The 25,336-nt window shown below is 59.2% G+C and carries 18 protein-coding genes and 1 pseudogene; 13 read left to right on the top strand and 6 right to left on the bottom strand.

The features are described from left to right. The first annotated feature begins 79 nt into the window (after window positions 1-79). The 5 genes from mraY (at window position 80) to purT (ending at window position 3,515) form a co-directional block, all read left to right on the top strand. The gene (mraY, locus tag FZZ88_RS03970) at window positions 80-1,114 is read left to right on the top strand and encodes a phospho-N-acetylmuramoyl-pentapeptide-transferase (RefSeq protein WP_226423609.1); all 1,035 of its coding nucleotides are present in this window, start codon (window positions 80-82) and stop codon (window positions 1,112-1,114) included. A 309-nt stretch (window positions 1,115-1,423) separates the two neighbouring features. Next, the gene (locus FZZ88_RS03965) at window positions 1,424-1,672 is read left to right on the top strand and encodes a hypothetical protein (protein ID WP_166016068.1); all 249 of its coding nucleotides are present in this window, start codon (window positions 1,424-1,426) and stop codon (window positions 1,670-1,672) included. After that, on the top strand, window positions 1,672-1,842 hold the full coding sequence (locus tag FZZ88_RS03960) for a hypothetical protein (protein ID WP_166016066.1): 171 nt from the start codon (window positions 1,672-1,674) through the stop codon (window positions 1,840-1,842). The genes FZZ88_RS03965 and FZZ88_RS03960 overlap by 1 nt, the downstream gene beginning before the upstream one ends. Window positions 1,843-1,942: 100 nt before the next feature. Continuing rightward, the gene (locus tag FZZ88_RS03955; RefSeq protein ID WP_166016064.1) at window positions 1,943-2,173 is read left to right on the top strand and encodes a hypothetical protein; all 231 of its coding nucleotides are present in this window, start codon (window positions 1,943-1,945) and stop codon (window positions 2,171-2,173) included. A 163-nt stretch (window positions 2,174-2,336) separates the two neighbouring features. Next, window positions 2,337-3,515: a formate-dependent phosphoribosylglycinamide formyltransferase gene (purT, locus tag FZZ88_RS03950; protein WP_166016062.1), complete on the top strand. Its 1,179-nt coding sequence runs from the start codon at window positions 2,337-2,339 to the stop codon at window positions 3,513-3,515. Here the strand turns inward: purT and FZZ88_RS03945 are convergent. The 4 genes from FZZ88_RS03945 to recN all read right to left on the bottom strand — a co-directional run bounded on the left by FZZ88_RS03945 (window position 3,501) and on the right by recN (window position 12,018). Next, complete coding sequence (locus FZZ88_RS03945; RefSeq protein WP_166016060.1) at window positions 3,501-5,624, bottom strand: HAD family hydrolase; 2,124 nt, start codon at window positions 5,622-5,624, stop codon at window positions 3,501-3,503. The genes purT and FZZ88_RS03945 overlap by 15 nt on opposite strands. Window positions 5,625-5,830: 206 nt before the next feature. Beyond that, window positions 5,831-7,327 (bottom strand): alpha/beta fold hydrolase, encoded by a 1,497-nt coding sequence (locus FZZ88_RS03940; RefSeq protein WP_166016058.1) that lies wholly within the window; start codon window positions 7,325-7,327, stop codon window positions 5,831-5,833. Next, entirely contained in the window at window positions 7,327-10,290 is a 2,964-nt protein-coding gene (uvrA, locus tag FZZ88_RS03935; RefSeq protein WP_166016056.1) for an excinuclease ABC subunit UvrA, read from the bottom strand. Before uvrA ends, FZZ88_RS03940 begins: the two co-directional genes overlap by 1 nt. 45 nt (window positions 10,291-10,335) lie before the next feature. After that, window positions 10,336-12,018: a DNA repair protein RecN gene (recN, locus tag FZZ88_RS03930; protein WP_166016054.1), complete on the bottom strand. Its 1,683-nt coding sequence runs from the start codon at window positions 12,016-12,018 to the stop codon at window positions 10,336-10,338. A 77-nt stretch (window positions 12,019-12,095) separates the two neighbouring features. Between recN and FZZ88_RS03925 the strand changes: the two genes are divergently transcribed. The 8 genes and pseudogenes from FZZ88_RS03925 (at window position 12,096) to purF (ending at window position 21,941) form a co-directional block, all read left to right on the top strand. Next, the gene (locus FZZ88_RS03925; protein WP_166016052.1) at window positions 12,096-13,955 is read left to right on the top strand and encodes an AarF/ABC1/UbiB kinase family protein; all 1,860 of its coding nucleotides are present in this window, start codon (window positions 12,096-12,098) and stop codon (window positions 13,953-13,955) included. A gap of 24 nt (window positions 13,956-13,979) precedes the next feature. Beyond that, entirely contained in the window at window positions 13,980-14,561 is a 582-nt protein-coding gene (locus FZZ88_RS03920) for an alpha/beta hydrolase (protein WP_166016050.1), read from the top strand. Window positions 14,562-14,662: 101 nt separating this feature from the next. Further along, window positions 14,663-15,721 carry a threonine synthase gene (gene thrC, locus FZZ88_RS03915; RefSeq protein ID WP_166016461.1) on the top strand — a complete coding sequence of 353 codons (1,059 nt, stop codon included), beginning with the start codon at window positions 14,663-14,665 and terminating at the stop codon, window positions 15,719-15,721. 45 nt (window positions 15,722-15,766) lie between these two features. Then, window positions 15,767-15,970 (top strand): hypothetical protein, encoded by a 204-nt coding sequence (locus FZZ88_RS03910; protein WP_166016049.1) that lies wholly within the window; start codon window positions 15,767-15,769, stop codon window positions 15,968-15,970. A gap of 182 nt (window positions 15,971-16,152) precedes the next feature. Next, window positions 16,153-17,310 (top strand): DNA polymerase III subunit beta, encoded by a 1,158-nt coding sequence (gene dnaN / locus FZZ88_RS03905; RefSeq protein ID WP_115024709.1) that lies wholly within the window; start codon window positions 16,153-16,155, stop codon window positions 17,308-17,310. 1 nt (window position 17,311) lies between these two features. After that, a complete protein-coding gene (locus tag FZZ88_RS03900; RefSeq protein WP_166016047.1) occupies window positions 17,312-18,070 on the top strand; it encodes an RNA methyltransferase in 759 nt (252 codons plus the stop codon). 40 nt (window positions 18,071-18,110) lie between these two features. Next, window positions 18,111-20,422, top strand: a pseudogene (gene purL / locus FZZ88_RS03895) (phosphoribosylformylglycinamidine synthase subunit PurL). Window positions 20,423-20,483: 61 nt separating this feature from the next. Then, on the top strand, window positions 20,484-21,941 hold the full coding sequence (purF, locus tag FZZ88_RS03890) for an amidophosphoribosyltransferase (RefSeq protein WP_230332818.1): 1,458 nt from the start codon (window positions 20,484-20,486) through the stop codon (window positions 21,939-21,941). Window positions 21,942-21,948: 7 nt separating this feature from the next. Here purF and FZZ88_RS03885 read toward each other — a convergent pair whose 3' ends face one another. Further along, complete coding sequence (locus tag FZZ88_RS03885; protein WP_230332817.1) at window positions 21,949-24,417, bottom strand: DNA topoisomerase (ATP-hydrolyzing) subunit A; 2,469 nt, start codon at window positions 24,415-24,417, stop codon at window positions 21,949-21,951. 45 nt (window positions 24,418-24,462) lie between these two features. Further along, entirely contained in the window at window positions 24,463-25,332 is an 870-nt protein-coding gene (locus tag FZZ88_RS03880) for a tetratricopeptide repeat protein (RefSeq protein WP_370629766.1), read from the bottom strand. Between the last annotated feature and the right edge of the window lie 4 nt (window positions 25,333-25,336).

The raw sequence follows: 25,336 nt of genomic DNA, 5'->3' as shown, positions 1-25,336 counted from the left end.
GTCCAGTGCTGCTTTGCAATCCACGGATTCGATCCATCGTCCTTGGTGGGAGAAGGGCTCGATTACTGCCAGCTTGCTGATGCTGGTGGTCTTGGCGAGCAGCTTTACAGCCGACAAATGGATTCCCAATTCGCAGCTGAGCCTGCCTCTGTTGATTTCAACGGTCTGCGCAACGACTGCGGCAGCTTTGGGCATTCCGCTTCTGCGTCGCTTGAAGATGGGGCAGTTCATCCGAGATGAAGGACCGGAATCCCATCGGAGCAAAGCGGGAACGCCAACGATGGGGGGACTGCTCGTGGTTCCTGTCGGAGTCATTCTCGGCAGCTTGATTACACGGGACCCCGTAGCATCGCAACAACTGCTCAGCCTGGCTTCGCTGACGTTGGCATTCATGCTGATCGGCGGGGTGGATGACTGGAGCAGCCTCACCAAACACACGAACACAGGTCTGACAGCACGAGGGAAATTGCTACTGCAGGCCCTTGCGGCCCTTGTCTTTCTCGTCATCGCCGCCTGGCAGGGCTGGATCAATAGCAGCATTGCCTTGCCCTTTGGCCTTGAACTGCCGCTGGGGATCCTGATCTGGCCTTTGGGATTGTTTGTTGTAATGGCAGAGAGCAATGCCACCAACCTCACCGATGGCCTGGATGGTCTGGCAAGCGGTTGTGGAGCACTGGTGTTTACGGGTCTGGCGCTTCAGCTAATGCTGCGAGGAGACAGCGGAGATCCCGCCCTAGCTGGTTTCTGCATGACCATGGCCGGGGCGTGGCTGGGATTTCTCGTGCACAACCGAAACCCGGCTCGAGCGTTTATGGGAGACACGGGATCCCTGGCGATGGGGGCAGCCCTCAGTGGTGTCGCCCTGTTGTCCAACAGTCTTTGGCCCCTGCTGGTGATGGGAGGCGTCTTCGTAGCGGAATCGCTCTCCGTGATCATCCAGGTTTGGGTGTTCAAGGCCACGAAAGGGCCTGATGGACAGGGCAGGCGCGTGTTCCGAATGGCGCCACTCCATCATCATTTTGAGCTGGGAGGCACCGATGAACGAAGCGTTGTACCAACGTTCTGGCTGGTCACAGCAGGTCTTGTGCTTCTGGGGCTGGTGCTGCATCCCTAAGCGTTGATCTTCGATCAAATCCTGGGAAACATCATTTTTGGAAAGATCTCAATGATGAAGCCGTTCAGATCGTCAATGAGTCGAACTTGAATTCGTAACACACAAAATCAATATCTTTTTCGAAAGATTGATCGTCAACTAGCAGAAACAAGTGACGTTTTAAAGATCAGAAGATGACCACAACACAGCCCGCCAAATGGAAGGAGGCGTGAACTAAAAATCCTGAACTGAGGAGATTTCTACATCCAGCACGAAAGCTTTCTTCGGCTCACATCCCTTAAAGTCATGCTTTCGAGGCATCAAGGCAGGATGGCCTATTTCACCTGGCGTGAATCCGGTCTCACAGCTGACTGTTCTAGCCTCGAGGCGATGGCTGCCCGCTTTGAGGAGTCAGCAAGTTTGATGCGGCGCATGTCCAGCGAAGGGTTCCAGCTGGAACGGCATGGAACGGAGCAGCGCATCACCCATCCCGATCCCACGGTGTTTGAAGCCTGGGGATTCGTCAGCGAAGAATCGCCGGTCCGCCAACTCACGCTGATCCCCGATCTTCAGAACTGATGGACAACTTGCTTGCCAAAACCGCTGAGCTGCTTGCCAGCGCAGCGGCTGATCCCGATCGGGTTCTGCGTTGGGTACTGATCTATTTCGGCCTGTCTTCGCTTGGATTCATGGGCGTGTGGTTGATCGGAGAAGTGCGTCGTCAGAGCAACAACGCCGATTCGAACTGACCCGTCAGCGAATCGCTTCCATAGAACGCTGACGCCACTGAGGCGTCTGCTCCACCGATTTCAGCTGCTCAGCACTGGGGCTTTCAAGTGCGTCAAGGAGATGCAGTGGTTCCGCTTCAAAGTGAAGATGAGGAACGGTCGACCAACGACCCGTGTTCCCGCAAAGACCAATGATCTAGCCACGGTTATAGGAACCAGCGGGAGCACCAACACTCAGATGGCTGTAGCGGGTCTTGACACCGGCAGCAGTGCCAGCGCCTCTGCATCGCTCAGCCAGGGAGCAACCGGTGGAATGGGATCAGCAGGCCTGGCTCTTGCCGCCCCGAGCTGAAGACATCCTCCAGCGAGAACCGCCAACAATGTCGCCCGAAGCACTGGACTCCATCAAGAACTCATCCTTGACGTAGCGGCTCATCGAACCCTGCACTCCCAGGCTGCGGAAAGTCTCAGGACTTGCATTGATTGATGATGCGGCCAGCCATTCAAAGATCACCATGCCGTCGTTTCCTCGCACCGTGATGCTGCTGGGCAGTGGGGAACTGGGCAAAGAAGTGGCCATCGCTGCCCAACGGCTCGGCTGCCGGGTGATCGCCTGTGATCGCTATGCCGGTGCTCCAGCAATGCAAGTGGCTGACATGGCCGAAGTGCTGCCGATGACCGATGCCGATGCCTTGCTGGAGGTGGTCAGGCGCCACCAACCCGACGTGGTGATTCCGGAAATCGAAGCACTAGCCGTCCATGCCCTGGCTGAACTCGAACAGGAGGGAATAAACGTGATTCCTACGGCCCGTGCGACGGCCGTCACCATGAACCGCGACCGCATCCGAGACCTAGCGGCCGGCGATCTTGCTCTCCGCACCGCCCGGTTCGCTTATGCCTCCAGTGCTGAAGAACTCACAGACGTGGCGGAACCTTTGGGATGGCCGGTTGTGGTGAAACCAGTGATGAGTTCCTCGGGCAAAGGCCAGAGCGTGGTGACCTGTGCGGACGATCTACCCAAGGCCTGGGACGCCGCCATGGCCGGAGCTCGGGGCACCTCAACTCAGGTGATCGTGGAGGAATTCCTCCGTTTTGACCTGGAAATCACCCTGCTCACCATCCGTCAGCGCAATGGCGAAACCCTGTTCTGTTCACCGATCGGCCACGAACAGGAAGGTGGCGACTACCAGTGCAGCTGGCAACCGGCTCAACTAACTGACCAGCAACTGCTTCAGGCCCAGGCCATGGCCAAGACCGTGACCGACAACCTCGGCGGTGTGGGCCTCTTCGGTGTGGAATTTTTCCTCTGTGGTGATGAGGTGATCTTTTCGGAACTGTCTCCCCGCCCCCATGACACCGGCCTGGTCACACTGATCAGCCAGAACCTGAGCGAATTCGAACTGCACCTGCGCGCTGTTCTTGGCCTGCCGATCCCCGAGATCACCTCAGCTGATGCCGCCGCCAGCCGTGTGATCTTGGCCGAAACTCATCTCGACTCCGTCGCTTTCGACGGGATCGAACAAGCGCTCACCGAAGCCGACACCCAACTTCTGCTGTTCGGTAAGCCTTCAGCCCGCCCAGGTCGGCGGATGGGTGTGGCCCTCGCAACAGGGGGTGATCTGAGGGAGGCACAAACCAAGGCAGATCAGGCTGCTGCCTGTGTGAATGTGATCCCAAGATCAGCGGCTACCTGAAAATCGGTAGTGGGTTAAACCATCCAGCACCGCTCCAACACTGGGACGTTTCGACACGTAGACCCGCTGCTGAGACCGATGACCCAACAGACAAGGATCGTGATCCGCAGGCACGACCGTGGCGGGTAAACCATCCAGCAACTCTCCATCCCCCTGCTGACTTGCCACCACAAGTACCCGCTCCAGGGGGAGCCCCCAAGACTGAGCCAGGAAGCGGATGGCCTCGCTGCGGGAGGCGCGCTGCGGCAGAACATCCAAGAACCAGTGGCAGCGGAGCTGGGGTTCAGCCTGCAAAGCATGGCGCCGCAAGCACTGACGGGCCAACCCGATCAACCCGCGGTTGGAAGCACGCAACAAGTAGCTGACCTTGAAACGACTTTGATGATCAAGGTCCTGAAGCTGGATGTGTTCCTGCAGTTGGCCCATTGCTGCAAGAACAGCATCGCGATCCCAGGCCTCGCTGATCCGCTGCGCCCAGACGGGGTCCGCTTTGCGATCCAGACCATGGTGAATCTCGGTTCCAGCCCTGCAGATCCAGGCCTTGGGATCGGGAAGATGCAACTCGTGGTAGCGCTGACGCGCCTGAGCCAGGGAGCGCCCCGTGAGGATCACCAATCCTGTCGAGGCAGCAAAGGGTTCGGCTTGAAGCCGATCGCGCAGATGCGCAAGGGAGCTTTCCTCCGGCAACTCCAAACTGCTGTCGAGATCCAACGCCAGGAGCCTGGAAACAGGACTAGGTCGCCGCACCACCGACAACGCTCGAACAGGTGTCGAACGAATCCTTTGCTGCATCAGGGCGAGGTATTGGCACACATGGGCATCCCAACTGAAGTGACGACTGATCGCCTCGACCCCGTTGTCACTCCAACGTCGCCAACGGGGTGCGTCACTGCCGGCGAGTTCCAGGGCTTCCTGAAGTGCCCCAGGATCGGTGACGTCTGCCAACAGACCGTTGTCGCAACGGTGTTGGATATCCCGTGGCCCCCCATCGTCGGTCGCCACCATCGGCAAACCACAGGCCGCGGCCTCCAGCAGGGTGAGTCCGAAGGGTTCCGTTAAAGCCGGATTCACAAACAACCCGCCACGACGGGCAGCCCAGCGATACAGAGCAGGAATCTGGGCACGACTGTGTTGTTTGGGATAAGCCACCTGGCCATAGAGGTCAAAGCGATCCACCAGATCGAACACCTGCTGAAGCACATCGCGCTGCTGCTTCTCGAGCTGACGCGGGTCATCCCGACAGCCCAGCACAAGCACGAGGTTGTGACGCTGCCGTAGGACCGGTGACTGGCCATAGGCCTCCACAAGCGCAGGAATGTTCTTGCGACGAACCGCACGGGAAATCGCGAGCAGGGGTGCGCGATCTGGCTCCCTCAGGAAAGGCTGCAAGAGGCATTCCACAGCAGAGCATTCCTGCGACGAACCGTGGGGATGGAACCGTGTGGCATCGACCCCGGGGGGGACCACCTCTGCCTGAGCCGCCTGAAAGTGGCCATAGCGCGAGTACTGCTGATCGGCTTCCTGACGGGTGCTGGTGATCACCAGATCGGCTTGCGCCAGAGCGCGCTCTTCGGCGTCGATGCGTCGGCTGATGGCATAGGTCTGCTCAATCTGGGAGCGATCCAGACCACCAGCCAGAAGACGGCGCTGTTTCTCCCGGCCAAGGGAATGCCCTGTGAAAACCAGCGGAATTCCCAGCCGCTGACTGACCAGAGCACCCACCAAGCCGGCATCGGCGTAATGGGCATGAATCCAGTCCACCCTCTGACCAGGCTGGCTCAGATGTTCCACCAGCTGATCAGCCATTTCCTCGAGATGGGGCCAAAGCAGCTCCTTCCGCAGATACCGCTTCGGTCCGAATGGGAAACGCAGGATGCGGGCACCCGGACAAATGACCTCCTCCCGTTTGCTGTAGTCGAGATCAAAACGACGGTCCTGAATCAACCGCGTCACTACATCAACCTGCTCGACCTCGGCCCGCTGAGCAAGGCTGCGCGCAAGCTCAAGAACGTACAGCGTCTGGCCACCGGTATCAGCATCCCGTCCGAGTTCGAGCTCATGGGAACGAAACAGACCGTGAAGATGCAGATGCAACAACCGGATCCCCATTCGCTCACCTCACAAACAACAACGGGACACAAATTCAGTGCCGTTGGTTTTTCTTTAGAGGCGGAAGAAGAGCTAAAAAATGAAAAAAACCTTAGAAGGCACGCAAATCAAACAGCTAAAAAAAGCCGACTCTCTTTGTCTAGCAGGTGATCTGAGCTCAAGAAACTGCACTCATGCCAACTGCTGTATGTAACAACCCGGCAACGTCAGAGGCGGTCGCTCACGTCGACCAGACTGCCCTGTTCGTCACCCCAACCACCCCTGGAGAAGGTGATCGCGCCATCCACCTCAAGCTGCTCATTGATCCAGCCAAGGATGGGCGGCCCAACCTGTGCGGGGGACGGCTCACCTTGAAAATTACGAAGGCTGAAGTGGTCGGCACCCTGCACCAACACCAAGCGGTGACCAAACCGCACGGCCTTGCTCTCACGCATCGGAGCGATGGCTTCCGGACCCGAAGGCACCACCCAATCACGGGTACCGCTGATCAGCAACAACTTGGCTGGAAGGCTCTCCAAGCGGCTGCCGTCGAACAACAAACGCAAAGGCGGGCTGACGGCCACAACAGCCTTGACCCTTGGATCGGCAACAGCGGCTTGGTTAACCCCGGACAGCCAACTGCATTGGAGCACCCAGCTGATGTTTCGCTCCGGATCCTTGAGGTCGTTGCAACGGGCTTTGAGTCTGTAATCAATAGGAACACCACCGGCCAATTGAAGCGTGGTGGTGGCTCCCCAGGAATGACCCACCACCGCTACGGCATCGGTGTTCAAGTTGGCCCCTGGCCGAAAACGTCCTGAACTGATGGCATCCAACAAAGCGGACACATCAAGGGGCCGAAGACGCAATTCTTCAGGCCCCGGCGGCGGCGCATCACCAGCGAGCATCGCCTTCTGCTGATTGAGATCGCTGCCGGGGTGGTCTGGCAGCAGCACGGTGTAGCCATGGGCAGCCAGCACCTCAGCCCAACCTTCAAAGGATTCCGGATCGTCCCAGAGCCCGTGGGAAATCAAGACCAAGCGACCATTCCCAGGCGCTGCAGGCTGAAGCATCAGAACCCGCAGGGGTTTCGGCCGATGGGGCACAGGCACCTGAACAACCTCACGGGACCAACTGGGCCGCAGTGGCCCCCGCAGAGCAGCCGTCACGGATGCGGGCTCAACGGAACGGGCTAAAGCAACCCCCTCCTCAAGATTGGTTTTAAGCCGATTGGCCACCTCAGCGAGACGCGACAGATCGATCGATGCCTGTTCCCCAGGCAACTCCCGCAAAAAACCAAGGATGTTGGGTTGCCCCCGGCGTTCAGCATGAATCAGGGCCTCGGTCAGCATCCGCCCGCTCACATCCGGCTCAACTCCTTCAAGAGCCACCACCTGCGTCGCCGCATGGAGGGCCTGCTCCAGAAGCGGCTGACCGGTCGATCCCGCCAGCAACGCCTTGGTTTCCAAGGGCAGTGGCGTGAGGAACACCTGGCGCAACAGCGGCGACAACTTGCCACCACTGGCCAGTTCCAGATCCTGCAGATCCGGACTGGACTGGATCAATTGTTCAGCGGACTCACCGTCATCGAAGTTGATCGTGATCTCCGTTTCCAGGAACGGCAGTCGCAACACCAGCCGCTCCAATGCTGAAGCGGGACCCCCGCTGAGGGCAAGCGACATGCCAAAAGCCAGGGCGGCTAGGTGTGTCCGAAGTCGAGCCATCAAGCTGCCAGGGGAACGGGAAGTTCAGGGGGATGCTGCTCCAAAACCCGGCTGAGATAACGGCCTGTGTGACTGGTGGGGTGCTGGGCAACCTCCTCTGGAGTCCCCGTGACCAAGATCTCGCCTCCACGATCACCACCTTCAGGGCCGAGATCGATGACCCAGTCACTGCAACGGATCACATCGAGATTGTGCTCAATGCAGATGATTGAATTGCCCTTGTCCACCAATCGCTGCATCACGTCCATCAGCTTGTGCACGTCGTAAAAGCTGAGGCCGGTCGTGGGCTCATCGATCAGATAGAGGGTCTTGCCGGTGGCCCGCCGTGACAATTCCGTCGCCAACTTCACCCGCTGGGCTTCACCCCCCGAAAGAGTTGGCGCCGGCTGACCAAGTTTGACGTAGCCCAAGCCCACATCAACCAGCGTGCGTAACCGATCTGCAGCCTGAGGAATCGCATCGAACACCTCAGCGGCCTGCTCCACCGTCATCTGGAGCACATCAGCAATGGTGTAACCCTTGTATTTGACCTGCAGGGTTTCGCGGTTGAACCGAGCGCCCTTGCAGACATCGCACTGAACGTAGACGTCCGGCAGGAAGTTCATTTCAATCACGTTCACGCCCTGACCGCGACAGGCCTCACAGCGGCCGCCCTTCACGTTGAAACTGAATTGCCCCACCTGGTAACCACGGGCCTTCGCCTCCACCGTGGCAGCGAACACCTGCCGGATCGGATCAAAGGCACCGGTATAGGTGGCCGGATTGGATCGGGGCGTCCGTCCAATCGGGCTCTGATCGATCACGATCACCTTGTCGATCGACTTCAGCCCCCGCAGCTCCCCAACACCCTGCGGGAAGGGGACTTTGAAACCCAGGCCGTTTTCCAGAGCCGGATGCAAAAGCTCATTCACCAGGGTGCTCTTGCCGCTGCCGCTTACACCGGTGACGGACACCAGCCGTCCCAGTGGAAACTCAACCGAAACGTTCCTGAGGTTGTTGCGATTGCAATCGATCAGCTTGAGGGAACGTGAACCGCTCTGGCGGCGTTCCGCCGGCGTGGGAATGGAACGGCGGCCGCTCAGATAGGCACCGGTGAGGGATTCGCTGCTCGCAACCAAGTCATCAAAACTTCCCTCGGCCACGATGTGGCCACCATGGACGCCGGCACCGGGACCGATATCCACCACGTGATCTGCAGCACGGATGGTGTCTTCATCGTGTTCCACCACCACCAGGGTGTTTCCAAGATCCCTGAGCCTCACCAGAGTGTTCAGGAGACGATCGTTGTCCCGCTGGTGCAGGCCGATGCTCGGCTCATCGAGCACGTAAAGCACCCCTGTGAGACCAGCGCCGATCTGGGTGGCCAACCGAATGCGCTGGGCCTCACCGCCGGAGAGCGTCATCGCCGGACGATCCAAGCTGAGGTAATCCAGACCGACATCCAGCAGAAACTTCAAGCGCAGGCGGATTTCCCTGAGCACCAGATCACCGATCTGAATCTGACGGGGACTCAATAAAGGCTCTGAACCCTCATAGGCACCAACGCCCATCAATTTTTCGATCCGTTCCAGGGTCTGACCGACGCTGACAGCAGTGAGTTCTGGAATCCGGTAATGACCGACCGTCACAGCCAGGGCTTCCGGTCGGAGCCGCTGACCGCCACAGGCTTCGCAAGGTACGAGCTCGAGATACTTCTCCAACTTCTGCCGTTGGGCTTCACCGCTGGCATCGCGAAGCTGCCGCTCGAGAATCGGAAGAATGCCTTCGAAAGGGCGGGTGTATCCCCCTTTGCCCTTGCGATACCGGCTATCGGCCTGAATCAGAATCGGTTCACGGCTTCCGTTGAGCAGCACATCCCGCTGTTCATCCGTGAGCTCATTCCATGGGGTCTTGATCTCAAAGCCGAAGGCTTCACCAACCGAGAACAGCAGTGAAAAGTAATAGCTGTTGTCTTTCTCTGCCCAAGGGGCAACGGCGGAATAAACGGGCTGACTGGGATCCGGAATCACCCGGTCCACTGTGAATTTGCGTAGATGCCCGATGCCATGGCAAGCCTCACAGGCGCCGTAAGGGCTGTTGAACGAAAACAGTCGCGGCGATAGTTCCTCCATCACAGCGCCGTGAACGGGGCAGGCGAAGTTCTCGGAGTAGAGCCGTTCCCGTTCAACGCCGTCGGGAAGCTCCTCACCTTTCTTGGGCACGACCTCCACAAGCGCCAAACCATCGCCACGTTTGAGAGCCGTGCGCAACGAATCGGTCAGCCGTTCCTGCACCCCCTCACGGGACACAAGGCGATCGACCACCACCTCGATGTTGTGGCTGTGGTTCTTGTCGAGTTCAATGTTGTCGGCCAGTTCGCGCACCTCACCGTTGATGCGCACCCGAGCAAAACCCTCAGCCGCCAGGCCACTGATCAGCTTGGTGTGGGTGCCCTTTTTGCCACGCACCACTGGCGCCAGCAATTGATACCGGGTCCCCTCCGGCAACAAAAGAATCTGATCGACCATCTCGTCGATGCTCTGCGGCTTAATCGAGCGACCGCATTTGGGGCAATGGGGTTCGCCAGCCCGGCCGAACAGCAAACGGAGGTAGTCCTGGATCTCCGTAACGGTGCCCACCGTGGAGCGCGGGTTGTGACTGGTGGATTTCTGATCAATGGAGATCGCGGGGGACAACCCTTCGATGGCATCCACATCGGGCTTGTCCACCTGGCCTAGGAACTGCCGGGCGTAAGCCGACAGACTTTCGACATAACGGCGCTGCCCTTCCGCAAAGATCGTGTCGAACGCCAGCGAACTCTTGCCGCTGCCACTCACCCCGGTGAAGACCACCAGCTTGTTGCGTGGAATCGTGACGTCGACGTTCTTGAGGTTGTGCTGTCGAGCACCCCTCACCCGAATCACGTCATCCTGATTGGCCAGCGGGTCAGCTGAGTCAGTGATTTTGGCAGCAGCTCGCGCCATCAGGACCCGTTGGAAGGCCCAAAAGCTTAGGAAGAACCGAAGCCTTCAAGCTGTTCGATGGTCCAGCAGGCTGGCTGCATAGGCATCGGCCCGATCGCCACCAGCGAGATCAGCCAGCTCCTGGCGACGTTCCTGGGTGTCCCGCAGTCGGGACACTCGCGAATGGGTCACGCCGTCCTCCACATCCTTGCTGACCCGGAAATGGTGATCAGCAGCCGCTGCCACAAGCGGTTGGTGGGTGACGCAAAACACCTGACGCTGACGGGCCAGAGTCTGAAGGAGATTCGCCATCGCTCCACTGACGCGTCCACTGACGCCGGCATCAATCTCATCGAACAGCAGCGTGCTGGACCCATCCACAGCGGCAAGAGTGGTCTTGAGCGCCAGCAGAAAACGGGACATCTCACCCCCAGACGCCACCTCCGTCAACGGTGCCATCGGCTGGCCGGGATTGGCAGAAAACAGGAACTGCACAGCATCCGCACCATGCTCAGCGGGATCACAGAGGGTGAGATCCACCTTGAAACGCACGTTGGCCAGCCCCATGGGAGGCAACAAGTCCAGCAACGAGGCCTCCAGAGCCTCCGCCGCATTGGAACGCTCGCGATGCAGCGCCGCATTGGCCTGATCACGCGTCTGGCGTCGGTCGTTCTCGTCCTGGTGCAAGCGAGCGAGATCCGCCGCGAATCCCTCAGCACCCAGACGATGAAACAGGTCATCTCGACGCTGAATCAAACCGGCCAGATCAAGGCCATAGCGGCGCTGCAGGCGTTTTAAAACCGACAAGCGGTCTTGGATCCGCTCGAGATGGTCTGGATCGCTCTCGAGTGCAAGACCGTACTGATCGAGGGAACGCAACAAAGCATCCACACCAGCCTCGAGATCCAGAGCCTGATCCCGCAGGGACTCAAGGGAACCATCCAGCTGGGCCATGGCCTGCAGCTCCTGGATGCACACCGCGAAATGATCCTGCAGAGAAGGCCCCTGATCCGCGCCATCACGGAGACGCCCAAACAGCACGGCTAGCCCCTCCAGCAGCCTCACGCCATGAACAAGGCGGTCCTGATCCTGTTCAAGCCGCTCCTGTTCGTCGGGGTCTTCCAGATCGGCAGCCTGCAGCTGCTCCAGCTGCTCCTCCTGTTCAGCCCGCTCCTGTTCGGAACGCTGCTGCTCCTGCTCGAGGGCCATCAGAGCATCAGCAGCCAGGCGCCATTTGCTCCAGGCATCAGCCACCTGAACCTTGACCTCGGCCAGCGGAGCACCACCGAGACGGTCCAACCAAAGACGTTGTTGGCCAGCGCGTGACAACAACTGGGTCTGGCCTTGAACGGTGAGATCAATCAGCAGTGGTCTGAGCTCAAGCAACTGCTGACGGTTCACCGTGCTGCCGTTCAGACGGCAGCGACTGGAGAAGCGATCACCGTCTTGCCGTTTCCACTCACGGCTAATCAGGAGCTCCTCTTCTGGGTCAAACTCCGCCGCAACCAGCCACTGTTCAAGGGATGGGCTGAGTTGAAATGCAGCCTCAATCCTGGCTCGATCAACCCCAGCGCGAAGCAGACGAATACCAGTGGCCCCCTGGGCTCCACCGAGAACCGCATCGAGGGCATCAAGAAGAATCGACTTCCCTGCTCCGGTCTCACCGGTGAGCACCGTGAAGCCCGAGCTGAACTCCAGTTCAAGACTCTCGATCAGAGCAATGTTCTGCAGCAGCAGACCGGTGAGCACGTCCAGCCCTGTGATGATGCCGACCGTAGCGGCAGCTCGGTTCGTTTAGAAGGGGTGTCGGACATCCCGATGAATTGATGGCGCAGGAGCTCGGGGATTTCATCGAAGCCGCGGGGTTGCTCGAGTACGACCCCGCCGCCATCACACGTATTTATGCCGGCCATCCCCAGCGGCTGATCCGACGGCTCTGGCAAACCCTGGTGCCCATTGGCCTGTTGCTTCTTGGCGTCGCCTTCGACTGGATCTTCCAGTTACTGAAAGACGAGCAACGGGCCCGGGATCGAGCCCGAGAGTGCGCAGAACTGCTGGTGGATCTCGGCCCCGCCTTCATCAAGGCCGGCCAAGCACTCTCCACCCGACCAGACATCGTCCCGCCGCTGCTGTTGGAGGAATTGGCCCAGTTGCAAGACCAACTGCCTGGCTTCGACAGCGGCCTGGCCATGGCCTGCATCGAGGACGATCTGGAGGCACCGGTGGATGACATTTTCGAGCAGCTCGACCGGGATCCGATTTCCGCCGCCTCCCTGGGACAGGTGCACAAGGGAACCCTCAAGGGTGGCGCCAGGGTGGCGGTGAAAGTGCAGCGCCCCGGCCTGCGCGAACAGATCACCCTGGATCTGTACATCGTGCGCAACATCGCAGCCTGGCTGAACAGCAACATCGGACTGATCCGCAGCGACCTCGTCGCCTTGATCGACGAACTGGGGCGACGGGTGTTCGAAGAAATGGACTATCTCAACGAGGCCTCGAACGCTGAGACCTTCGCTGAGCTGCATCAGCACAACCCTCGAATCGCTGTTCCGACGATCTACCGCAGCGCCACCAGTCGCCGCGTGCTGACGATGGAATGGATCGACGGCGTCAAACTCACCAATCTTGATGCCGTTCGAGAACTCGGTGTAGATCCAGACGACATGGTGGAGGTGGGCGTGAATTGCAGCCTTCAGCAGTTGCTGGAGCATGGCTTCTTCCATGCCGACCCCCACCCCGGCAATCTCCTGGCCCTCGAGGACGGACGCCTCTGTTATCTCGACTTCGGGATGATGAGCGAGGTCAGCCGCGAGTCACGCACGGGCTTGATTCAGGCGGTTGTTCATCTGGTGAACCGGAACTTCGGGAAACTCTCCAAAGACTTCGTCACCCTTGGTTTCCTGGCGGAAGACGTGAACCTGGAACCGATTGTTCCGGCCTTTGAGAAGGTCTTCAGCCAAGCGTTGGAAGCCGGCGTCAACCGCATGGATTTCAAAGCGGTCACCGATGACATGTCTGGTGTGATGTACAAATTCCCGTTCCAGGTGCCGCCCTATTACGCCCTAATCATTCGGTCACTGGTCACCCTCGAGGGCATCGCTTTGAGTGTGGATCCGAACTTCAAGATCCTCGGTGCGGCGTATCCCTACTTCGCGCGGCGGCTGATGGAAGACCCGGATCCGCAATTACGTCAGAGCCTCAAGGAGATGCTGTTCGACGGAGACGCCTTCCGCTGGACCCGTCTAGAAAATCTTGTGTCTAGCGCTGCAAGTCAGGCCCAACTGGACCTGGAAGCGCTACTCGACCAACTGCTCGACTTCCTGTTCTCTCCCAAGGCGGGACTACTTCGGGATCAATTGGTGACTGCCGCCGTGGAGAGACTGGACGCTCTGGGGTGGTCCACGATGCAGCGCCTGGGTCGACGTCTACCCAAACGACTGCAACCCTCCGCCATCGCCCAGACGCCTCCAGGGCTCTCGGATCCACTGATGCAACTGGAGCCAGTACGAGAATTGATTCAGGTGTTGCAGTCATTGCCGGGGTTCAAACCGGAACTTCTGCTGCGTCGGATGCCCAGAGTTCTGAATGAGCCGGACACCCGCCGTATGGGATTCCAGGTGGCTCAAGGGCTGGCCGAACGAGGAGTTGTCCGCCTGGTACGGGTCGCCGCTGGAGTTCCTGCCTAAGTTCCTGAGAACACCGTCAGCGTGATGCTTCTCAAGCCCTTCACCCGTTCGTCACTGCTGGCCGTGGCGGCAGGACTTGGAATCGGTTGGAGCAGCGTCATGCAACCTCTGCATGCCGCCACGGATGTAGCCCTTGTCAGTGGTGCCTTCCGCCGCTCGATTCCCGTCAAGGAATTTGAACACCTGGCCGAGACCGGTGAAGGCATCGGCCTGCTGGGCAATCTGCTTGAACTGTCCGAGCAGAACCCTCAGGAGGTATCGCGGATGCTCAATCAGAGCCTCGAACTTCCGCTAGTGCTTACCAGCCGTTTAATCAATACACGGATCGGTGAAGCCATCCTGCGCCGTGCTTCACGCATCATCTACCCCATCTACACACCGGAACCCGAGGTCAGTGTTCCGGCGATCCGAGCAGGGGTGATCAGTGGATTGCAAAGCGAGGAAGGCCTCACCGCTGTGAGCTTTCTGAAGGGGTATCCCAATGCCGTTATGGCGGTGAACCTGCCAGCTTTGTTTGGGGTGATTGAGAAAGCAGAATCAATTGCCGGCCTGGTGCAGTTTTTCTCCGACTCCCCCTTGGACGGACTGAAGGACGCGCAACCCTGACCAATTCCTAAACGGACGCCGCCTAGATTCCGGAAATCCCCCCATCCCAGCCGGTGTCCCTGTTTCAGAACCTCCGTCGGCGTTTCACTGCCACCCCTGTGATGCAGGACTGGCCTGGACTGATTGAGGCCTATCGCAGCTGGCTTCCCGTCACCGATGCAACCCCGGTGATCACCCTTCAGGAGGGAGCCACTCCTCTGATTCCCGTGCCGTCGATTGCGGAACAGATCGGCAAGGGCGTGAAAGTGTTCGTGAAATATGACGGCCTGAATCCCACAGGGTCCTTCAAGGACCGGGGCATGACCATGGCCATCAGCAAAGCCAAGGAAGCCGGTTGTGAAGCGGTGATCTGTGCAAGCACAGGCAACACCAGTGCAGCAGCAGCGGCCTATGCCCGGCGGGGAGGAATGCGGGCCTTCGTGTTGATCCCTGATGGCTATGTCGCCCAGGGAAAACTGGCTCAAGCTCTGGTGTATGGCGCTGAGGTCTTAGCGATCCGCGGCAACTTCGATCGTGCCCTGGACATCGTTCGGGAAGCGGCGGAGAAGTATCCGGTCACCCTGGTGAACTCGGTGAACCCCTACCGGCTTCAGGGCCAAAAGACGGCTGCTTTCGAAATCGTGGATGCCCTCGGAGACGCACCCGACTGGCTTTGCATTCCCATGGGCAACGCGGGAAATATCACCGCCTATTGGATGGGTTTTCAGGAATATCAGCAGGCGGGCCGGAGCCGGAACCTGCCCCGGATGATGGGCTTCCAGGCCAGCGGATCAGCTCCTCTGGTGAACAACACAACGGTGACGGACCCCGAAACCATCGCCACAGCCATCCGCATCGGCAACCCGGTCAACCGAGCCAAGGCCCTGGCGGCACGCGAAGCCAGCAAAGGAGCGTTCCTGGATGTCACCGATGCGGAAATCATTGAGGCTTACAAACTCTTGGGCGGCCAGGAGGGAATCTTCTGCGAACCCGCCAGTGCTGCATCTGTGGCAGGCCTGCTCAAACGCAAGGATGAAGTACCAGCTGGCTCAACGGTGGTCTGCGTTCTGACCGGTAACGGCCTCAAGGATCCCGACTGCGCCATCAGCAACAACGACGCCGCCTTCCACACCGACCTCAATCCCGATCTCGACACCGTTGCAAATGTCATGGGCTTCTAAAACAGCTCCATCGAAGTCCTCCAGCCCCCCAACGGGGGCTTTTTCATGGCCATTGGACAAAACCAGCCGACAAAGCGGCTGCAGAAAACAACCAAAAACCGAATGCACACGCTGTGGAAAACAAGTGAAAACAACTCCTCCAGCCAAGTGGATGGTTTTCCACCTGCTGTGAAGACGTGGAAAACAGGTCTGCACTCCCCATTCCGTAAAAAATTCTCCTCAAGCATTGGTGAAGCAGAACTCTCTTGACCACTGACTTTCAAGCAGCTTTCCCCCTTTTCCCCAGGCCCTACTACGACTGTTTTATTTTTATTTTTTTAAATCCATAAGAACAAAACAGCCGAAAAGAGGATCCCGTTGCGCTGGCCATTGCACTTCCCCTCAGCCTGTGAAACGGTGGGGCACCTCAGCGCACTCAGGTCGTCAGGACGATGAAGGTGGTCTGTTCACAGTCCGAACTGAATAGCGCCTTGCAATTGGTGAGCCGTGCGGTGGCAACCCGGCCCACCCATCCGGTTTTGGCCAATGTGTTGCTTACGGCCGATGCTGGAAGCAATCGCCTCAGCCTGACGGGGTTCGATCTGAGTCTGGGGATTCAGACCTCTCTCGCCGCCAGTGTGGAAACCAGTGGAGCGATCACGCTTCCGGCCCGATTGCTGGGAGAGATTGTCTCCCGTTTATCCAGCGATTCTCCGGTCACTCTCGCGGTAGAGGATGCCGGCGAGCAGGTTCAGCTCACCAGCCTCAGTGGCAGCTATCAGATGCGCGGTATGAGTGCTGATGACTACCCCGATCTCCCGATGGTGGAGAGCGGCATGACACTCAAACTTCAGCCTGAACGGTTGGTGCAGGCGCTCAAGGGCACCCTGTTCGCGAGCAGCGGCGATGAAGCGAAGCAACTGCTCACCGGTGTTCATTTGAAGTTCAACCAGCGGGCTCTAGAAGCTGCTGCCACCGATGGACACCGCCTTGCTGTGCTCAATGTTGACGACGCTCTGCAGGATGCGGCAATTGCTGATGCCGTTGATGAACAGGGTTTCGCGGTGACCCTCCCCGCACGTTCTCTTCGAGAGGTCGAGCGTTTGATGGCGTCCTGGCGTTCCGATGAACCCGTCAGTTTGTTTTGTGATCGAGGCCAAGTGGTGTTTCTCGCTGCCGACCAGATGGTCACCAGTCGCACGCTGGAGGGCACGTACCCCAATTACGGCCAGTTGATTCCCGATGGATTCACCCGCACGTTCGGGATGGATCGTCGTTCATTGATTGCTGCTCTGGAACGCATTGCTGTTCTTGCTGATCAACACAACAACGTCGTGAAATTCAGCAGTCAGCCTGAGGAAGGTGTTGTGTTGATCAGTGCTGATGCACAGGATGTGGGCAGCGGCTCTGAGTCACTACCAGCCAGCCTTGATGGTGATGCCATGCAGATTGCTTTCAATGTTCGTTATTTGCTGGATGGTCTCAAGGCCATGGGTTCTGATCGGATTGTTCTGCACTGCAATGCACCCACCACGCCGGCTGTGCTTCGTTCCGATGAAACGTCTGAAGCTTTCACGTATCTGGTAATGCCCGTTCAGATTCGTTCCTGATGTGTCTCTTCCGGATCAGCTTCTCCTCAGTGATCTTCTGAGTCATACCGTCCGTTGTGATCTGGGCTTGGATCACGGACCTGGGGTGATGGCCTGGATGCATCCGCCTGTGCATCGGTTGCTGGGTTGGGTCAGCCGACCGTCAGCTCTGCGTATGTCTCGCGATGTCTGGCGTTTGAACCAATGTTGTGGTTTTACGGATCAGCAGGTGTTTGTGCGCGGCGAACCGGCGGTCACCGATCAGGTAATGCTGGAACGCTTGCCGACTTTGATGGAGGCAACGTTGCTGGATCGTGATGGTGAGCGCATCGGCAGCGTTGTTGATCTTGATTTCCGACCAGCGGACGGCGCGATTCTTCACTATCTGATCGCCCGCAGTGACCCCCGACTTCCAGGGAGTTCCCGCTGGCGTTTGGCTCCGGATCGCATCCTTGACCAGCAACCGGGCCAGATTCAAAGCGCCCTGATGGGATTGGATGATTTGCCGATGGCCCGCGCCAGTGTCCGTCAGGACCTGCTCCAACGCACCCAACGTTGGCGGGACCAGTTGCGCGTCATGGGTGACCGGGCCGGCGATCGCCTGGAGGGTTGGTTGGAGGACTCGCCAATGGATGATCTGCGGCCAGAGCCCATCCGCTCTTCGCTAGGGGACGTCGAATCAGAGGCCGTCTCTGAGCGTGAATCTGAGGTCTGGGACGACGACAGCTGGGAGGAAACTCCGTCTCCCCGCCGCCGACAGGACGAAGACCCCTGGGTCTGACGGTCGGTCGGCAACACTGGGGGGAGGTGCTCCGCGATTCGTGGTTTCCTCCCCTGCGTACGACATAGCTGCAGCTCTGAAGCAGGAAGGGCTTAAGCCCAGTGACTGGGATGAGATCTGTCGACGGCTCGCTCGCGAGCCGAACCGAGCTGAGTTGGGCATGTTCGGTGTGATGTGGTCCGAACATTGCTGCTATCGCAATTCCCGGCCCTTGCTGAGTGGTTTTCCCACTGAGGGACCGCGCATTTTGGTAGGACCTGGAGAAAATGCCGGCGTGGTCGATCTCGGAGGGGGCCACCGGTTGGCCTTCAAGATCGAAAGCCACAACCACCCCTCCGCCGTTGAACCCTTTCAGGGGGCCGCAACAGGGGTGGGCGGCATCCTTCGCGACATCTTCACGATGGGAGCCCGTCCGATCGCGTTGTTGAATGCCCTGCGCTTCGGTCCCCTTGAGGATCCCGCCAACGTTGGCCTGATGGAAGGTGTTGTGGCGGGCATTGCCCATTACGGCAACTGCGTTGGGGTGCCGACGGTGGGTGGTGAGGTGGCTTTTGATCCCTCCTATTCCGGCAATCCGCTGGTGAATGCCATGGCCCTCGGGTTGATGGAGACCGAGGAGATCGTCAAATCCGGCGCGATCGGCGTCGGCAATCCTGTGGTGTACGTGGGCAGCACCACCGGTCGGGTCGGGACGGTATGGGGGGAGCCAGCTTTGCCAGCGCTGAGCTCAGTGCTGATTCCCTGGATGATCGCCCCGCCGTTCAAGTGGGTGATCCGTTTCTGGAGAAAGGGCTGATCGAAGCCTGTCTTGAGGCGTTCGCCAGTGGTGATGTGGTGGCCGCTCAGGACATGGGCGCCGCTGGTCTCACCTGCAGCTGTTCGGAAATGGCTGCGAAAGGGGGCCTGGGGGTGGAACTGGACCTGGACCGTGTTCCGGCCCGTGAAACCGGGATGACGGCCTACGAGTTCCTGTTGTCGGAATCTCAGGAACGGATGTTGTTTGTGGTGAAGGCTGGCCGGGAGGATGCCTTGATGCAGCGGTTCCGTCGCTGGGGCTTGCAGGCGGCGGTTGTGGGCAAGGTGCTCCAGGAACCGATTGTGCGGGTGTTGCATCACGGTGCCGTCGCCGCTGAGGTGCCGGCCACGGCTCTTGCCGATGACACGCCGATTGAAAAACATGCCCTCTTGCAGGAGCCCCCGGCAGACCTTCAGGCGCTCTGGGGTTGGACCGAGCAGGAGCTTCCGGAGCTGAGCGATGCCGCGGCAGCCCTGCTGCAGCTTCTGGATGACCCCACCATTGCAAGCAAGCAGTGGGTTCACCGTCAGTACGACCAGCAGGTGCTGGCCAACACGGTGGTTTCGTCCGGTGCAGCTGATGCCGCTGTGGTGCGTTTGAGACCCCAGCAGGGCGATGGATCCATGGCTGCATCCAATCGTGGTGTTGCCGCCACGGTGGACTGCCCCAACCGTTGGGTTGCCCTGGATCCCGAACGCGGCGCTCAGGCGGCTGTCGCCGAAGCGGCACGCAACCTGAGTTGTGTGGGGGCGGAGCCCCTGGCGGTGACCGACAACCTCAATTTCCCGTCCCCGGAAACACCCAAGGGGTTCTGGCAGCTGGCCATGGCCTGCCGCGGGATCTCCGATGCCTGCCGCGCCCTTAATACCCCCGTCACCGGCGGCAATGTCTCGCTCTACAACGAGACCAAACAGGACGACGGCACGATGCAACCGATCCACCCCACGCCAGTGATCGGCATGGTTGGTGGGGTGGATGACATCAGCCGTGTGACTGGCTTGGCCTGGCAACAGCCCGGCGATGCGATCTTCCTCATTGGTGTTCCGCCAGAGGATGGTGCCGATCCCAGCCTTGGTTTGGCCGGCAGTGCCTATCAGCAGCAGACTCTTGGTTCCTTGTCCGGACGACCGCCCAAGCCCGATCTTGCCGTTGAAGCAGCGGTGGGGAGTCTGGTGCGCGAGGCCATTGCTCAAGGTCTGTTGGCCTCCGCCCACGACTGCAGTGATGGCGGCCTCGCGGTGGCGTTGGCTGAATCCTGCATCGCCTCTGATCTGGGCATCAGCGTGACGCTGTCCAAAGGCTCGGCACGCCTAGAGCGGGTGCTGTTCGCCGAAGGCGGCAGCCGGGTGATTGTGTCGGTGAATGCCGCATTTCTCCCTGCATGGGAGCAGTTGATCGGATCCAATCCAGCGCTCTGCGTCACCCAACTCGGCAGCGTCACCGCGGAGGCTCGATTGCTGATTCGATCGGAATCAGCTGTTCAGCTCGATCTTGAGGTGGAACGCTGTGCTGCTGTATTCCGTGATGCGTTGCCCCGACGGATGCATTCGGAGTGATTGAGTCAGGCGTTGCCTGACGGTCGTTTCTCTTCCTTATCTCTCTGACTTCGGATTCATCATGTGCGGCATTATCGGAATGTTCTGTGTTGACTCAGTCAACCAACAGATCTACGACAATCTGCTTCTGCTTCAGCACCGTGGTCAGGACTCGGCAGGGATTGTCACGATGGACAATCACACCTTCCATGTTCACAAACAAAGGGGACGTGTGCGGGAAGCCTTTCGCACACGAGACATGCGAAAGCTGCTGGGCAATGCCGGGATCGGTCACGTTCGTTATGCCACCCGTGGTGCTGCTGCATCAGAAGAGGAAGTTCAGCCGTTCTATGTGAATGCCCCCTATGGCATCACTTTTGTTCACAACGGCAATCTCACCAACACCCATCAGCTTGAGCAGGATCTGTTCAAGATTGATCGTCGTCACACCAATTCGACCAGTGATACGGAGATGCTGGTCAATGTGTTGGCCACGGAGATTCAATCTCAGCTCACAGGTCGTGATCTGACACCGGATCAGTTGTTTAATGCGGTGGCATCACTGCATCACCGCGTTCAGGGTTCCTACGCAGCGATCGCTTTGATTGCGGGCCACGGAATGCTGACGTTTCGGGACCCCTATGGAATTCGTCCCCTGATTCTCGGCAGGCGGTTGTCTGAACAGGGCCGAGAGGAGTGGATTGTCGCCAGTGAATCCCTGGTGATTGAAAACAGCGGCTACGAGATCGTTCGTGATGTGGAACCTGGAGAAGCGGTGTTCATTGACGTTGATTCGAACTTGCACCAGCGTCAATGTGCGGATTCTCCACGATTGATTCCCTGCGCATTTGAGTACGTGTATTTGGCGCGGCCGGATTCCGTCATGAACGGTATTTCGGTGTATGAGTCCCGTCTGCGCATGGGTGATCGCTTGGCTCAAACCATTGCCGAAACGTTGCCTGCGGGTGATATCGATGTTGTGATGCCGATTCCTGATTCAGCAAGGCCTTCGGCGATGCAGGTGGCCAAGCAATTGGGTCTTGATTATCGCGAAGGCTTTTACAAAAACCGCTATGTCGGCCGAACCTTCATCATGCCGGGTCAAGCTGAACGTAAGAAGTCGGTTCGGCAGAAACTCAACGCTCTCGGTACTGAATTCGCCGGAAAGAATGTCTTGATTGTGGATGATTCGATTGTTCGTGGCACAACGTCCCGCGAGATTGTTCAGATGGCACGCAGCGCTGGTGCCAACAAGGTGACGTTCACGTCGGCTGCTCCACCGGTTCGCTATCCCAATGTTTATGGGATCAACATGCCAACTCGTGCGGAACTCCTGGCCCACGGCCGAACCAGTGATGAGATTTCAGATGTTCTCGGTGCCGATCATGTTGTCTACCAGACCGTTGAGAATCTGCTGGAAAGCATTGTTGCAAACACCGAGATAAAGGACCTCGAGATGTCTTGTTTTGATGGCCACTATGTGACCGGGGGAATTGACGAAAATTATTTCCAATGGCTCGAGCAGAATTGCAGCTCCTGATCGCGGCTTAGGGATTCGGTTGAATGGCGTTGATCACTTCAACGATGGTTTCTCCGCTCTGAAGAGACATTTTCTCCATCAGTTTGTCTCCGGGTTTTGACATGGTGATGTTGTCCGGATTTAAACGTCCGTGACGGTCCTTGCTAGTGCGTACTCCGACAAGACCTGGCCCAGCGCTGATGCCCACCAGGCGATCTGATTCTGCATCAACCTGCACCGCCATGCTGCCGAGATCGCCCCTCTGGTTGTAGCGCACGCCCGAACAATCGATGCGGCCGATCATTCCCCGTTGGCTGAACAGCATCAGCGGTGCTTGCTCCGTGCAGACGGCTCCGACGATCTGTTCTCCGGGGAGCAATCGCATGGTCATGGGTCCCTGCGCCAATCGACCCATCAGCGGCAGGGATTCTTCGTTGATGCGCAGCCGCAGCAGGCGACCGATGTTGCTGATCAGCATCAGTGTTTCCTGGTCGCGGCAGATCACCGCGTTGTTGAGCTCAACGCCCTCTTTCAACTTGAGAACGCTGGTGGCCCGACCGGAAAGGTCCACGACTTCACTGAGGGGGATTCGCTTAAAGCGTCCATCGCTGCTGAGCAAGCCGAGACTCAATTCATCGATGTTTTGGCTGGGCAGGGACAGCAGCGAAACGATGGGGTCGCCGTCCAGGCCCGTGGGCAGGAAACGGTCAATTGGGCCGGGTTGCTGGCCAGCAAATTCCCAGCGCACCTGGGCGATGCGTCCTCCCGCGCTCACCGCCAGCAGTCGCGGTGGTGGTTCGATGGGCAGGATTACCCGTGCCGGAGATGGTGCATCACCAACGGGGCAGGGATCATTGAGGTGCAGCCGGCCCAGCACCTGGGGGGTGACGATCTTCACTTGTCCATCGGCTTGGATCAGCACCCGACCATCTCCGGGCAGTGCAGCCAGGGCCTGCTGACGCAGCAGTTCCGTGTTCGGGCGTTGGCTGGCCGCTCGTTCGGCCATAAGGGCATCACCGCCTTCCACCAAGCGTGTTCGCCGCGGGGTGCTGAAGCGTTTTTTCAATCCTTTGAGTTCCGTCACCATCGCGTCCAGCAGTTGGTCCCGGTTGTCCAGGAGCAACTTGAGGCGTTGACGTTCCGCTCGAAGCTCATCCAACTCCTGGCGCAGGCTTTCCTGTTCGAGTCCGGTCAGGCGCCTCAGGGGCATGGCCAACACCGCATCGGCCTGACGTTCGCTGAGGTCGAGGCGCACCATCAGGCTGGCGCGGGCTGAGGCGGCGTCATTTGCCTCCTGGATCATGGCGATCACGGCCTGAAGATTGTTTAGGGCAGTGATCAGCCCTTCCACCACTTCAAGCCGGTCTTCGGTCTTGCGCAGGGCATGACTGGTGCGCCGGATCAGCGTCAGTTCCCTGAAATCGAGGAAGGTCTGCAGCAGTTGGCGCAGCGAAAGCTGCTGGGGTTGTCCATCAACCAGGGCCAGCAGGATGGCTCCGAAGTTGCTCTGCAGCGCTGTTCGACGCTGCAGATCCTTCAGCACCTTCTCCGGATCTGCATCGCGGCGCAGCTCCACCACCACGCGCATGCCCTCGCGGTCGCTTTCGTCGCGGATGTCGGCGATCCCGCCGATTTTTCCGTCGTTGACGGATTCCGCAAGTTTTTCAATCCAGCCGGCCTTGCTGAGCTGATAGGGCAGTTCCGTGACCACAACGGCATTTCGTTTGTGGCGCCCTTTGCCGGGTTGCACCTCTTCGGTGTGGGCGACGCCGCGCATGGGGATGCTGCCGCGGCCATGCAGGTAGGTGTCCCGCAGGCCTGAACTGATCAGCACTTCACCGCCGGTGGGGAAGTCGGGTCCCGGGATCAGTTCCAGCAGTTTCTCGTCACTCAGCTCCGGCTTGCGGATCAGGGCGACCAGACCATCCACAACTTCTCCCAAATTGTGAGGAGGGATGCTGGTCGCCATGCCGACGGCGATGCCAGAGCAGCCGTTCAGCAGCAGGAAGGGAAGCTGGGCCGGAAGAACGGTGGGTTCCTGTTGGGACCCATCGAAGTTCGGCGCAAAATCAACCGTGTCCTCACCAATCTCCTCAAGCATTGCCTGATGGGAGATGGGTGCCAGACGGGTTTCTGTGTACCGCATCGCCGCCGGTGGGTCGTCGTCCACCGAGCCGAAATTGCCGTGACCATCGAGCAGGGGATGACGGCTGGAGAACGTCTGAACAAGCCGGACCAGGGCGTCATAGACCGCCTGATCACCGTGGGGGTGGTACTTGCCCAGAACATCACCAACGACTCTTGCGCATTTGCGGTACGGACGGTCTGGGGTCAGCCCCAGTTCCTGCATCGCGTAGAGGATGCGTCGTTGGACGGGTTTGAGACCATCGCGGGCATCGGGCAATGCCCGACCCACGATCACGCTCATCGCGTATTCGAGGTAGGAGCGCTGCATCTCCTGATGCAGGGCGATCGGTTGAACGCGCTCCTCAGCCATTCGGTCTGTCGTTCTCCGACCGGAAGGCGCTCAGCCTACAGATGATCACTGGTTTTTCTTCCACGTTGCGTTGGCTTGGGCTCGTTCCACGCTGTTGGTGAGCTGCGGCTCGCTCAGCAATTGTGCCGTCGCCTCACGGATGCGCACCCCCCAAAGCTGTTCCGCTTGATGCAGGGGCAGGACGTAGTTGGGATTCTTGGCCAAAGCTGTGGACGCCAGCTGGATCGCTTCGCTCTGCTCACCCCGTTGATGCAGAGCTGCGGCCAGGGCCAGCATCGGTTCTGCGTTGTTCTCCAGCTTCAACACGCGGCGCCAACGTCGCACAGCCTCCTGACGCTGGCCCATCTCAAAAAGCACCAGGGCTTGGTTGTTCAGGGCTTCCCAGAACTCCGGCTTCAGAGCGGTGGCTCTTTCGAATGATTTCAGGGCCAGAGGGAGTTCGCCCTGCATGATCCTGGCGTTGCCGAGGTCGAAATAGGCCGGAGCGTTGTCCGGATCCAGTTGAAGTCCGCGGGTGATCAGGGGAACGGCATTGTCCGGTCGTTCTGCCCGCAATGCGATCGCCGCTTCGGCGAACCACAGGCCTGCCTTTTCGGGATTCAGCTGCTTGGCGCGGGCCAGAGATCGGCTTGCATCCTCGAGGTTGTTGTTGCGGAGTTGAGCCTCCGCCAGGATCGACCAGAACCGTTCGTCATTGGGGTTGAGCCGCACCGCCAGCGCCGCGAGTCGTGCAGCGTCCTTGGCTTGCCCCAGCTGAAGCAGCTGTGCAGCGGTCCGTCCGATGCCGATCGACGAGCCCTTGAGCTCCTCTTCTGTGGGCAGGTAGACGTAGGGGATCAGGGCGTTGGCTGATGGGGCACCGAACCAACCCCCCAGAACGACCAGTGCAGCCGCCAGCGTTGGACGCAAGCCAATTCGA

Source organism: Synechococcus sp. PH41509, from assembly GCF_020514285.1.
In the GTDB taxonomy this organism is placed as follows: Bacteria; Cyanobacteriota; Cyanobacteriia; order PCC-6307; family Cyanobiaceae; genus Parasynechococcus.
This window is presented reverse-complemented; position numbering and strand designations above follow the sequence as displayed.

Bases quoted from the DNA above. Each gene is read 5' to 3' on its own strand.
- FZZ88_RS03925 (WP_166016052.1), top strand. From the start codon at position 12,096: ATGGCGCAGGAGCTCGGGGATTTCATCGAAGCCGCGGGGTTGCTCGAG.
- FZZ88_RS03960 (WP_166016066.1), top strand. From the start codon at position 1,672: ATGGACAACTTGCTTGCCAAAACCGCTGAGCTGCTTGCCAGCGCAGCG.
- FZZ88_RS03945 (WP_166016060.1), bottom strand. From the start codon at position 5,624: ATGGGGATCCGGTTGTTGCATCTGCATCTTCACGGTCTGTTTCGTTCC.
- dnaN (WP_115024709.1), top strand. From the start codon at position 16,153: ATGAAGGTGGTCTGTTCACAGTCCGAACTGAATAGCGCCTTGCAATTG.
- thrC (WP_166016461.1), top strand. From the start codon at position 14,663: ATGCAGGACTGGCCTGGACTGATTGAGGCCTATCGCAGCTGGCTTCCC.
- FZZ88_RS03910 (WP_166016049.1), top strand. From the start codon at position 15,767: ATGGCCATTGGACAAAACCAGCCGACAAAGCGGCTGCAGAAAACAACC.
- FZZ88_RS03920 (WP_166016050.1), top strand. From the start codon at position 13,980: ATGCTTCTCAAGCCCTTCACCCGTTCGTCACTGCTGGCCGTGGCGGCA.
- purF (WP_230332818.1), top strand. From the start codon at position 20,484: ATGTGCGGCATTATCGGAATGTTCTGTGTTGACTCAGTCAACCAACAG.
- uvrA (WP_166016056.1), bottom strand. From the start codon at position 10,290: ATGGCGCGAGCTGCTGCCAAAATCACTGACTCAGCTGACCCGCTGGCC.
- FZZ88_RS03940 (WP_166016058.1), bottom strand. From the start codon at position 7,327: ATGGCTCGACTTCGGACACACCTAGCCGCCCTGGCTTTTGGCATGTCG.
- FZZ88_RS03965 (WP_166016068.1), top strand. From the start codon at position 1,424: ATGGCCTATTTCACCTGGCGTGAATCCGGTCTCACAGCTGACTGTTCT.
- FZZ88_RS03955 (WP_166016064.1), top strand. From the start codon at position 1,943: ATGCAGTGGTTCCGCTTCAAAGTGAAGATGAGGAACGGTCGACCAACG.
- purT (WP_166016062.1), top strand. From the start codon at position 2,337: ATGCCGTCGTTTCCTCGCACCGTGATGCTGCTGGGCAGTGGGGAACTG.
- FZZ88_RS03885 (WP_230332817.1), bottom strand. From the start codon at position 24,417: ATGGCTGAGGAGCGCGTTCAACCGATCGCCCTGCATCAGGAGATGCAG.
- mraY (WP_226423609.1), top strand. From the start codon at position 80: ATGCTGGTGGTCTTGGCGAGCAGCTTTACAGCCGACAAATGGATTCCC.